11 protein-coding genes are annotated in these 10,732 nt (G+C 73.1%); 4 read left to right on the top strand and 7 right to left on the bottom strand.

Annotated features, from left to right (window positions below):
- The first annotated feature begins 251 nt into the window (after positions 1–251).
- Entirely contained in the window at positions 252–1,331 is a 1,080-nt protein-coding gene (sepH, locus tag AB0K07_RS03410; RefSeq protein WP_074316255.1) for a septation protein SepH, read from the top strand.
- 85 nt (positions 1,332–1,416) lie between these two features.
- Here the strand turns inward: sepH and thpR are convergent, their stop codons facing one another.
- The 5 genes from thpR to AB0K07_RS03385 form a co-directional block, all read right to left on the bottom strand.
- The gene (gene thpR / locus AB0K07_RS03405) at positions 1,417–1,995 is read right to left on the bottom strand and encodes an RNA 2',3'-cyclic phosphodiesterase (protein ID WP_363750627.1); all 579 of its coding nucleotides are present in this window, start codon (positions 1,993–1,995) and stop codon (positions 1,417–1,419) included.
- Positions 1,996–2,006: 11 nt separating this feature from the next.
- Positions 2,007–2,516 (bottom strand): hypothetical protein, encoded by a 510-nt coding sequence (locus AB0K07_RS03400; RefSeq protein WP_363750625.1) that lies wholly within the window; start codon positions 2,514–2,516, stop codon positions 2,007–2,009.
- Positions 2,517–2,676: 160 nt separating this feature from the next.
- On the bottom strand, positions 2,677–3,960 hold the full coding sequence (locus AB0K07_RS03395; protein ID WP_363750623.1) for an MFS transporter: 1,284 nt from the start codon (positions 3,958–3,960) through the stop codon (positions 2,677–2,679).
- A gap of 72 nt (positions 3,961–4,032) precedes the next feature.
- Entirely contained in the window at positions 4,033–4,482 is a 450-nt protein-coding gene (locus tag AB0K07_RS03390) for a MarR family transcriptional regulator (protein ID WP_363750621.1), read from the bottom strand.
- A gap of 116 nt (positions 4,483–4,598) precedes the next feature.
- On the bottom strand, positions 4,599–6,077 hold the full coding sequence (locus AB0K07_RS03385; protein ID WP_363751409.1) for an NCS2 family permease: 1,479 nt from the start codon (positions 6,075–6,077) through the stop codon (positions 4,599–4,601).
- Between the two features lie 88 nt (positions 6,078–6,165).
- Here AB0K07_RS03385 and AB0K07_RS03380 point away from each other — a divergent pair, with 88 nt between their 5' ends.
- Positions 6,166–6,411, top strand: a complete 246-nt coding sequence (locus AB0K07_RS03380; RefSeq protein WP_089017994.1) for a DUF2530 domain-containing protein — start codon at positions 6,166–6,168, stop codon at positions 6,409–6,411.
- Between the two features lie 35 nt (positions 6,412–6,446).
- On the opposite strand, the gene AB0K07_RS03375 is transcribed toward AB0K07_RS03380, so the two are convergent.
- A complete protein-coding gene (locus tag AB0K07_RS03375; RefSeq protein WP_363750619.1) occupies positions 6,447–7,376 on the bottom strand; it encodes a DUF3027 domain-containing protein in 930 nt (309 codons plus the stop codon).
- Between AB0K07_RS03375 and AB0K07_RS03370 the strand changes: the two genes are divergently transcribed.
- Together AB0K07_RS03370 and AB0K07_RS03365 are read left to right on the top strand one after the other, a co-directional pair.
- Entirely contained in the window at positions 7,375–8,991 is a 1,617-nt protein-coding gene (locus AB0K07_RS03370) for an MFS transporter (protein WP_363750617.1), read from the top strand. The two genes, AB0K07_RS03375 and AB0K07_RS03370, sit on opposite strands and share 2 nt — an antisense overlap.
- Positions 8,988–9,638: a futalosine hydrolase gene (locus tag AB0K07_RS03365; RefSeq protein WP_363750615.1), complete on the top strand. Its 651-nt coding sequence runs from the start codon at positions 8,988–8,990 to the stop codon at positions 9,636–9,638. The genes AB0K07_RS03370 and AB0K07_RS03365 overlap by 4 nt, the downstream gene beginning before the upstream one ends.
- 13 nt (positions 9,639–9,651) lie before the next feature.
- Here the strand turns inward: AB0K07_RS03365 and AB0K07_RS03360 are convergent, their stop codons facing one another.
- Positions 9,652–10,479, bottom strand: a complete 828-nt coding sequence (locus AB0K07_RS03360; RefSeq protein ID WP_363750613.1) for a GNAT family N-acetyltransferase — start codon at positions 10,477–10,479, stop codon at positions 9,652–9,654.
- Positions 10,480–10,732 lie beyond the last annotated feature (253 nt).

The following is a 10,732-nucleotide window of genomic DNA, read 5'->3' as shown; positions in this document are numbered from 1 at the left end:
CGTGGGTGCGGCGTGCCGTCGCGCCTGTCCCGGCCCCCCTATGCCTCGTTGGCGCCCCCGTTCTTCGTAACTGCGCGGTCGGTGTCCGTCGGGGCCCCGACGGACACCGACCGTGATCATCGTTGCAGCTCAGTCGCGACATGCGGGGTGTCGCTTCCCCCACCCCGAGACAGATGCGCGTACGGTGGTCCGAGACGCCTGGGTGGCCGACTCGTGGCGTGCGGCCAGCGAAGCGGGACGGAGGCAACGCTATGCGCCCAGTACGCTTCGTCGCCCTCTCCGAGGACGGCCATGCTCTGGTTCTCGCCGACGAGGTGGGGCGACTGCTCGCCCTGCCGATCGACGAGCGGATCGCCGGCGCACTGCACGCCGAGCCGGGTGCTCCGCCCCTCGCCGCGGCGCCGACCGCCGCCGACCCGATCCCCTCACTGTCCCCCCGGGACATTCAGGCCCGCATCCGTTCCGGTGAGTCCGCGGAGGACGTCGCCCGGATCGCCGGCGTGCCGGTCGACCGCGTCCTGCGTTACGCCGGTCCGGTGCTCCAGGAGCGGGCCATGCTCGCCCAGCACGCCCGCCGCACCCGGCTCAAGGGTGCGGAGAAGCCCACCCCGCTGGCCGAGGTGGTCAACGGCCGGCTGAGCCAGCACGGCATCGACACCGAGAAGATCTCCTGGGACGCGTACCGCCGCGACGACGGCACCTGGCGGATCATCGCCACCTGGCCGTCCGGCAAGGCCACCGCGCAGGCGATCTGGGATCTCGACAAGACCCGGCAGGCGGTCACCCCGCACGACGACATGGCGCAGTACCTGTGCGCCGAGCGGCCCACGCCGATCCTCGGCCAGGAGCCGGCGCCGGAGCGGGGCGGGCACGCCCTGCCCGGTCCGTCGCGCGGCGAGCCGAGCCGAGGCGGGCACGGGTTGCCGGCGGCGTCCGAGCACCCGCGTCCCGGCCGGGACCCGATCCGGGCCGGGCGGGATGCCCTGCTCGCCTCGCTGGACCGCCCGCTCGGCGCCTCGTCGGGTCGCGGACTGGAGCCGCGTACCCCGGCCGCCCTGGCCGGGTCGGACGCTCCCCGGCAGCGGCCGGTCGGCGGCGGTGCCGCGGCACTGCTCGGCGGTGGCCAGGGTTCGGCCTTCGACGACGACTCGGACGCGCCCAAGGAGGTCCCAGCCGTTCCGTCGCTGGCGGTGCTGCGTCCCCGCCGGACGGGCGCGGCGGCGGCTGCCGGCGGCGAGTCCACCGATGCCAACGGCAAGCCGCGTAAGCGGCTGCCGAGCTGGGACGACGTGCTCTTCGGCAGCGGCCCGGCCGCGCGCGAGTCCTCCTGACGCTTCGCGTTGGCGGGTGGCGGTTCGCCACCCGTCAGCGCGAGGCACGCGAAACGCCCCGCGGCGGGCCGGCGCGCCGGCTGAGTCAGAGCGGCCAGGCGGCGAGTCGGTCATAGCGCGGCTGGGGTCCGAGGTGGCTGCGCACCAGCAGCAGCTCGGCCGCGGGCCACGGTGGACCCTGGTAGTCGTCCAGGGTGGCCTGGTCCGCCTCGATGTGGGCCGGGTCCACCCGGTCGCCAGGCCGGGCGACGGTCAGGTGCGGGCGGAACGGCTTGTCGTCGTGCGGCAGCCGGGCGTGCCGCAGGCGGGACCGGATCAGTCGCGCCAGCACGCGCAGCGCCTCGACGTCGCCTCGGAGGTCGACCCAGAGCACGGTGAACCGCCCCTGGCCGAACCGGCCGCCCCCGCCGAGGCTCAGTCGGGGCGAGGCGTCCCTCCCGTCGCGGAACCACTCGGCGGCCAGCCCGAGTGCGCTCTCCACCTCGACCAGCCGCGCCGCCTCGACGTCACCGAGGAAGGCCAGGGTGAGGTGCAGGTGGGCCGGGTCGGCGAGTCGGACGTTGGTGCCGGCGGCGGCCGCCGCCCCGATCCGCAGCCGGGCGACCTGCTCGCCGAGGTGGGCGACCGCCTCGATGGGCGGACAGACCGCGACGAAGAGCCGCAACGGTCGGCCGTTCAGCGGTGCCGCTGCCGGTGCCCGGCCCGGGCCGCCGGCAGGGCCAGCCCGGCGGCGTGCAGCACACCCTCCACCCGGACCCGCTCGATCTCCTGGTCGACGCCGGTCAGCTCGGCGAGGTGTTCGGTGATGCCGAGAGCGCGGCAGGCCAGTCGGAGCCGGTCGTCATACGCCTGGACCACCGCGCCGTGCCACACCATCGGCCGGCCGCTGCCGCCGAGCCGTTGGCCGCCGAGGCGGCGCAGGTCAGCGGCGATCTGTTCCAGGGAACGCCGGTCGGTCCGGTCGAACTCGCTGAGGTCGATGTCCCGGGTCAGCGCGTCGGCCTCGATGGCGCGGTCGAGACGGGCGATGGTGCGTCGTTCCCGTCGCCGTTCCCGCCACTCGGACCAGCCGCAGACCACCCGGTCCAGGATCTCGTCGGCGCAGAAGAGCAGGGCGAACGCCGCCGGAAGACTGGCCACGGCGAGGAACGCCAGGGCCAGCATCAGCGCGCGTCCGACTCCCACGTATCGACGCTAAGCCCCGTCGTGCCGGCCCGCCACCGGATTGGCCGCATCCGCGCCATCCGCTGAACACGGCGCGCTCCGCCCGGGCCCGGGCCGACAGGAGTGGGAAAGGGCTCCTTGTCACCGGAAACCCGATGACAAGGAGCCCTATCCCCAAACCTCAGCAGTCGGTCGAGGTGACGTAGAAGCGGGGCATCGGCAGCACCCGGAAGCGCAGCCGGGCGCCGGAGCGGCGTAGCTGCCAGGTGAGCGCGATCAGCGCGGTGGCCAGCGAGATGAGGCCGCCCATCCAGATGCTGGCACCGGCGCCGAAGTGCTCCGCGACCCAGCCGATCAGCGGCGCGCCGACCGGGTTGGTGCCCAGGAACACCAGGACCCACAGCGCCATCACCCGTCCCCGGAAGGCCGCGTCCACGCCCAGCTGGACCCGCTGGTTGGCGGCCTGGGCGAAGAAGACCATGAAGAAACCGGTGGGCACCAGCAGGGTCACGACCAGCCAGTACGTCGACGCGAAGCCGACCAGGGTGCCGAAGCTGGCGCAACCGATCGCGGCGCCGAGCACCAGCCAGACCGACGGGCGGCTACGCCGGCCGGTGCCGCTGAGAGCGCCGCCCAGCGCGCCGACCGCCAGCGCGGTGCTGAACAGGCCGAACGAGGCGGCGCCGGTGTTGAAGACCGTCTTGGCCAGCGCGGCCAGGGTGAGCTGGAAGTTGAACAGCGACATGCCGATCACCGACATCACCGCCATCGGCAGCAGCAGGTCCGGCCGGCGCCACACGTACCGCAGCCCGTCGACCACCCGGGCGGACGCCCGCTCGTCGCGGGGCAGCAGGGCGTCGCGGTGCAGCTCGGCCGTCCGCATCCGCACCACGTTGACCAGCGGCGCGATCGAGCTGAGCGCGGTGAAGAGGAAGACCGGCCCCACGTCGAAGGCGGCGATGGCCAGGCCGGCGACGGCCGGGCCGATGATCCGGGCCGAGTTGAACACGGCCGCGTTCAGCGACAGCGCGTTGGGCAGCAGTGGCGTGCCGACCAGCTCGGACACGAACGCCTGGCGGACCGGGGTCTCCACGGCGTTGGCCGTGCCGAGCAGAGCGGCGAAGGCGAAGACGTGCCAGAGCTGCACCAGGTCGGTGAGGACCAGCAGGGACATGCCGAGCGCCAGCAGGGTCCAGAGGGCGTTGGCGGCGAACAGCAGCACCCGCTTGTCGTACCGGTCGGCGAGCCGGCCGGAGAGCAGCGTGAGCAGCAGCACCGGGGTGAACTGGAGCGCCGTGACCACGCCGAGCGCGGTGGCCGAGTTGTCGGAGAGCTCGAGGACGAGCCAGTCCTGGGCGATGAACATCATCCAGACGCCGATCAGTTTGATCAGCTGCCCGGATGCGAAGAGCCGGTAGTTGCGGACCTGCAGGGACTGGAACATCGTGCTCAACTTGGCCGTCACTCTTTGTGCGCCTCCTCCGGGACGTACGCGTCATCGACAGGTGACGGCACGGCCCGGTGTCGCGGGCGCGGCTCAGGCGCGAGCGAGCTGCTGGAGAATCTCGGCGGCCCTCTGCAGGGTCTCCCGTTCGTCCTCGTCGAGCGCGGCCAGCCGGTGGGCCAGCCACTCATCGCGGGCCCGCTCGAACTGGTCGAGCACGGCCTGCCCTCCTTCGGTCGCCGCGAGGATGACCTGCCGGCCGTCGGTCGGATGGGGGGTCCGCTGCACGAGGCCGCGGTCCTCCAACTTCCCAACGATCTTGGTCATCGTCGGCGGCTGCACCCGCTCGATGTCGGCCAGTTCCCGGGGCGTCAGCGCACCCGCCAGCCGCAGGCTGGTGAGCGCGGAGACCTGGGTGACCGTGAGGTCGCCGACCGGTCGGGCCTGGCGGACCCGCCGGTTGAGTCGGGTGATCGCATCACGCAACTGGGGAGCCAGTTGCGCCGGTGGCACGCGTTCCGCCGTCACCGTCCGCTCCGTCACGATAGTTAGCTTAACTAATGAGCTTGGCTAACGACATCCGATATGACCAGGCTCACCGAGGACGTTAGTGCTGTTCCGGGCGGAGAATCCGGATCGATCCCCCGCCCGGACGTGCCTCAGAGCACCAGGGACTCGATCGGCCCGCGCAGGAAGTACAGCACGAAGAGCGCCGCGACCCCGTACAGCAGCGGGTGGATCTCCCGGGCCTTGCCCCGGGCCAGCTTGACCACCACGAAGGTGATCAGACCGGCACCGATCCCGTTGGAGATCGAGTAGGTGAACGGCATCAGCACGATGGTGAGGAACGCCGGGATGGCGATCTCGTAGTCGGACCAGTCGATCGTCCGGACCGCGGTCATCATCAGGAAGCCGACCACCACCAGGGCCGTCGACGCCGCCTCGAACGGCACGACCACCACCAGCGGCGCCAGGAACATCGCCAGCAGGAAGAGCGCGCCGGTGACCAGGTTGGCCGCACCGGTCCGGGCGCCCTCCGCGACACCGGCGGCGCTCTCGATGTACGACGTGTTGCTGGAGGTGCTGGCCGCACCGCCGGCCGCGGCGGCGATCGAGTCGACCAGCAGGATCTCCTTGGCCTTCGGCGGGGTGCCGCGCTCGTCGAGCAGGCCGCCCTCCTGGCCGACCGCCACCATCGTGCCCATGGTGTCGAAGAAGTCCGTGATCAGCAGGGTGAAGACGAACATCAGCACGACCAGCCAGCCGGCCCGGCCCCACGAGTCGAGCACGTTGAACTTGCCGAGCAGCGACAGGTCCGGCACGTCCACCACCGTCTTCGGCAGCTCCGGCACGTTCAGCGACCAGCCCTTCGGGTTGGGCTGACCGTTGACGAACGACGGGCCGATGTTGCCGATCGCCTCCACGATGACCGCCAGCACGGTCGAGGCGAGGATGCCGATCAGGATCGCGCCCTTCACCCGCCGGACCACGAGCACCAGGGTGAGCAGCAGACCCACCACGAAGACCAGCATCGGCCAGCTCACCAGCTTGCCGCCGATGCCCAGGCCGACCGGGACGGTCGTGTTGGCGGCGTCCGGAATCCGCCGGACGAAACCGGCGTCCACGAGGCCGATGATGGTCAGGAAGAGGCCGATGCCCACCCCGATCGCGGTCTTCATCTGGGTGGGCACCGAGCGGAACACCGCGGTCCGCAGACCGGTCAGCACCAGCACCGCGATGATCACACCTTCGATCACCACCAGGCCCATCGCGTCGGCCCAGGTCATCTCCGGCGCGATCTCGTACGCCACCAGGGCGTTGACGCCCAGACCGGCGGCGAGCGCCAACGGGAACCGGCCGACCACACCCATCAGGATCGTCATCAGGCCGGCGACCAACGCGGTCGCCGCCGCCAGCGCGGGGATCGGAAGGGTCTTGCCGTCGCCGTCGACGGCGCCGCCCAGGATCAGCGGGTTGAGCACCACGATGTACGCCATCGTGAAGAAGGTCGCCAGGCCACCGCGTACCTCACGGCTCAGCGTCGAGCCGCGGGCGGAGATCTCGAAGAACCGGTCGAAACCGTTACGCGGGTGCGCGGGGTCGGGTGGTGCGCCGTTCTCGGGCGGCGTTACTGCCATCAGGTCCTCGCAGGTGATCTTCCGGTTGTCGCGCGCATCGTCCCAGATCACCGGCGGGCAGGGGAAGTCGATCGCGTACGCTTGCCGGGTGCCGAACGAGCAGCCCCCGCGGCCCGCGCCGCTGGACCCGCCGATGGTGCCGTTCGCCGTCGCCGGGCTGATCGGGTGGGCGGTGGCCGGGCTGGTCCTGCTGATCTTCTTCCGGGGCTGGCTGACCGAGCACGATCACGAGAACTGGCTCTGGACCTGCCTGGCCGGTTTCCTGTGGGGCTTCCCCGGCCTCGCCGTGATGATGCGGCACGACGCCAACCGACGCCGCCGTCGCGCCAGCTGACCTGCCGAAGCGCCGGCACCACCCGGCGCGGAGCGTCAGGGGTGCCCGTACGGCTCCGCCGGCTCGGCGGCCTCCACCGAACCCGGGGCGCGGCTGACCGACATGGCCTCCACGGCGCTGTCGTCGTAGACGGTGGGCAGCTCCTCCACCGCGGTCTCCGCCGCCTCGATCAGCGTCTCGGAGTGGGCGCCACAGCCGTGGTCGGCGCTCACCACCCGGCCGTCGTCGGGGGCGTAGAAGTTGCCGCACGCGCCGAAGGCCAGCCGCATCGCCCCGGCCAGCGGCAGATAGAAGCCGCAGGTGCCGCAGCGAGCGGCGGCCGGGGCAGCGGCGGAGATCGCGGCGGCCGGGCCGTGGTCGCCCTCGTACCAGCGCTGCGCCGCATCGGCGCGACCCTCTCGCGAGAGCACGCGGGCCCGGCCGAGGCCCAGCTCCCAGGCCGTCTCCTCGACCGCCGGGTCGTCGGAGAGCAGGTAGGCGGGAGCCAGCCGCTCGTCGTCCGGCGAGGTCGGCAGCAGGTCACCCGGGCCCAGGTCGCCGGGCTTGAGCCGCTCCTGCCAGGGCAGCCAGCCCGGCGCGAGCAGCGCATCGGGGCCTGGCAGCAGCACCGTCTCGCAGATCGTCACCGTGCGGCTGCGCGGCACCCGGGTGACGGTGACCGCCCAACGCCAGCCGCGGTAGCCGGCGAGCCGGCATTCAAAGTAGTGGGTGACCAGCCGGTCGCCCTCGGCCACGACCTGCAGGTGGTCGCCGACGTCGTCGGCGTCCACCTCGGTGATGCCGGCGCGGGCCACCTCGACGGCGGCGGCGCAGACCTGGTCGAGACGGGCGGCGCGGGTGGAGGCGGGCCTGGTCACTCCACCATTGTTCCCCATGCGTCCGGCAGGGGTGACAGGGACTCCCGGAGAACCTTTCGCCGCAGTGGTGCGGCGTACCTGGATCAGATGGGCGAGGATGGTGCACATGCCGTCGTACTCCCGCTCCGGGCGATCCGTCCTCGGGCGCACCGTCGGCACCGGCATCCGCACCATCCGGCTGCTGTTGCGTGGTTCGGTGGGCAGCGGGCGCTGGGTGACCCGCCGGGCCGGCCGGGCCCGCGCCCGGGGCGCCGGCGGCGAGGTCGGCATGGTCCGCCTGTTCGACCTGCACGCCGTGTCCTGCGCCGGGGACACGCTGATCGCCATCGGCCTGGCCGGGACGATCTTCTTCAACGTGCCGCTGGGCGAGGCCCGCAGCAAGGTCGCGCTCTACCTGCTGGTGACGATGGTGCCGTTCGCGATGCTCGCCCCCGTGGTGGGCCCGCTGCTGGACCACTTCCGGCACGGCCGGCGCTACGCCCTGGCCGCCACCATGCTCGGTCGGGCGTTCCTGGCCTGGTTGATCTCCGACTACATCCACGGCTTCGGGCTCTATCCGGCCGCGTTCGGGGTCCTCGCGCTGTCCCGGGCGTACGGCGTGGCCCGCTCGGCGGCGGTGCCTCGGCTCCTGCCGGAGGGGCTCGGCCTCTCCCAGGTGGGCGCGCGGGCCAGCGTCTACGGCACGGTGGCGGGCGCGCTGGTGGCCCCGATCGGGCTGGCCGCGTTCTGGTTCGGGCCGCAGTGGCCGCTACGGGTGGCATCGGTGATCTTCCTGATCGGCATGGTGATCTCCCTGCGCCTGCCTCCAAAGGCGGATTCCGAGCCACCGGAGCGGGTTCCCCGGCCGCTGCGAGCGCTGGGCCGCCGCCGCGGCGATCGGCCGCTGGGTCGGGGCCGACCGGCGGGCCGGCTGGTGATCGCCACCCTGATCGGCTCCGCGACGCTGCGCGCCGTGTACGGCTTCCTGCTGCTGTTCCTCGCCTTCGCCATCAAGAAGGGCGACCTGACCACCGACGTGTTCGGTCGGGACCTGGGCGCCGAGTGGGCGCTGGGGCTGGTCGGCGGCGCGCTGGCGGTCGGCAGTTTCCTGGCCACCGCCGTCGGCACCCGACTGCGCATCCACCGGCCGGCCACCATCCAGTCCAGCAGCATGATCATCGTGGCCGGGGTGGCCGTACTCACGGTCATCCGCTTCTCGCTGCCGATGGTGGCCCTGCTCTGCCTGGTCACCGCGCTGGTCAGCGGTGTCGCCAAGCTCGCCGTCGACGCGTCGATCCAGGAGCGCATCCCGGAACGGCTGCGGGCCAGCTCGTTCGCCCATTCGGAGACGGTGCTGATGCTCGCCTTCGTCGCCGGCGGTGGGCTCGGGCTGGTCCCGTTCGACGGTCGCACCGGCATCGCGGTCGCCGCCGGGGTGGGCGTCCTGGCCGCGGCCCGGGGTGTGCTGGTCGCCGCCCGGTTGCGCGGCGAGAAGCTGGCCGGCCGGCCGCTGGGTGACGATGAGCTGGTCGACGACGAGCTGGTCGACGACGAGTCGCCGGATGAGCCCGGGGACCCGACGCCCACCTCGCCGGCACCGTCCCGGGCCGGCTCCCCGCGGTACGACGACCCGGGGCTCGCCCCACCGGGCTACCACATCTACCGCCCCTCGTCGGCGGTCGGCGGACCGGGTGGCGGCGCGGACGACGAGACCCGCCGGGAGTCCCCCGGGCCGCTGTCGTGACCGGACTGCTGGTGGTGACCGCGGTGCCCGCCGAGGCGGACGCGGTCCGCGCCGGGCTGACCGACGCCACCGTCACCGTCGCCCCGGTGGGGGTGGGCCCGGCCGTGGCCGGCGCCGCCACCGCCCGGCTGCTGGCGCTGGCCGAGGCGGCCGGCCGCCCGTACCGCGCAGTGGTCAGCGCGGGCGTGGCCGGCGGTTTCGTCGGACGGGCCGCGGTCGGCGACACCGTGCTCGGCACCGCCAGCATCGCCGCCGACCTGGGCGCCGAGTCAGCGGACGGCTTCATCCCGGTCGACGAACTGGGCATGCCGCCCGCGCTGCTCGGCGGTGGCAGCGTGGTGCCGGCCGACCCACGGCTGCTGGCGGCGCTGCGGGCCGCCCTGCCGGCCGCCACGACCGGCCCGGTCCTCACCGTCAGCACGGTCACCGGCACCGCCGCCAGCACCGAGGAGCTGCGCCGCCGGCATCCGGGCGCGGTCGCCGAGGCCATGGAGGGGTACGGGGTGGCTGTCGCCGCGGCCCAGGCCGGGGTGCCCTTCGCCGAGCTGCGCACCATCTCCAACCCGGTCGGCCCCCGCGACCGGGATGCCTGGCGCCTGCGCGAGGCCCTCACCGCCCTGACCACGGCGGCCGCTGCGCTACGCTGACGCCGCCGCCTGGTCACACGTGAAGGGCCAGCGCCGACGGCCGACTCGCCTGCAGCTCGAACCCGCAGGCGAGCAGGAACTCCACGTTGCCGTACTCGGCGATCGCGTGGGCGGTCCGAATGCCGCCCAGCGCCATTTCCTCGGCCAGCAGCCGGATCAGCTTCCGGCCGATGCCGAGACCCCGCAGGCCGGGAGCGACGACCACGCCCTCCACCACCAGCTCACGTCGGTCGCCCAACTCCTCGCCACAGAGGAGGTCCTCGCTCCGCTCGTGGGCCCTCAGCTCACCGACCGACCCGGCACCGGGCACCTCGGCAAGGAAGCGCCAGGACGTGGCCGGCAGTCCTTCGGGCGCACGCCGAAACCGCACCTGGGCACGGGCCTGGTCCCGCCACCGACGCTCGTCTCGCCGCGCTCGGTCCAGGTCGTAGGTCAGCTCTGGAACGCGCACCGGCCACGACCGCTCCGGGAGTGTGTACGAATGCACCCACCAGGCAGCCGGCCAGTCCTTCAGGGTCCGGATCCGACGGACGTCGAGGTGCGCGGGGTACCGACGCCCAGCCTCGTCCCGCGGCTCGTCGGCCAGCACGCTCGGCGATCCCCCGTCTCGGGTAACGCGCGGACTTCCGGGGAGCGTGAGCGCAAGCTCGCCGCCGGCCGCCCGCACCAGCCGCTCCACCGTCTGGAACGCCGGCGGGCCGCCCTGCCCCACCTCGATGCGAGCCAGCGTGCTCTTCGGGACCCCGGACCGTTCGGCCAACTCCCGCTGGCTCAGATCAGCACGTCGACGAAGAGCCCGCAGAGCCGCCCCCACGTCGATCGCACCCTCCCCGGCTCCCATCGGTTCAGGTTTCCCGCTGAGCCTCGCGCCGTCAACAGCATCCGTTCCCCTTGTGGATAACCCTGTGGACAGCGTTGCCGCCGCTGTGGGTATCCCTGCCTCAGCGCCTGTAGAGCTGCCCCATTCATGGGGCGAGCAGACGGACCGCGCGCGGCGACCACGCCCTGCACCGCCCCCACACGCACCGCGCGGCGACCACCCGCCGGCACCGCCCCCACACGGGACCGCGGCGACCACCCACTGGCACCGCCCC

Source organism: Micromonospora sp. NPDC049301 (genome assembly GCF_040678715.1).
Classification (GTDB): domain Bacteria; phylum Actinomycetota; class Actinomycetes; order Mycobacteriales; family Micromonosporaceae; genus Micromonospora.
The sequence above is the reverse complement of the archived record's forward strand: the minus strand, read 5'-3'. Positions and strand labels throughout refer to the sequence as shown.

What these genes read in the sequence shown, in the direction of transcription:
- AB0K07_RS03385 (WP_363751409.1), bottom strand. Translation starts at nt 6,077, where the DNA reads ATGGCAGTAACGCCGCCCGAGAACGGCGCACCACCCGACCCCGCGCAC.
- AB0K07_RS03360 (WP_363750613.1), bottom strand. Translation starts at nt 10,479, where the DNA reads ATGGGAGCCGGGGAGGGTGCGATCGACGTGGGGGCGGCTCTGCGGGCT.
- AB0K07_RS03370 (WP_363750617.1), top strand. Translation starts at nt 7,375, where the DNA reads ATGCCGTCGTACTCCCGCTCCGGGCGATCCGTCCTCGGGCGCACCGTC.
- AB0K07_RS03375 (WP_363750619.1), bottom strand. Translation starts at nt 7,376, where the DNA reads ATGTGCACCATCCTCGCCCATCTGATCCAGGTACGCCGCACCACTGCG.
- sepH (WP_074316255.1), top strand. Translation starts at nt 252, where the DNA reads ATGCGCCCAGTACGCTTCGTCGCCCTCTCCGAGGACGGCCATGCTCTG.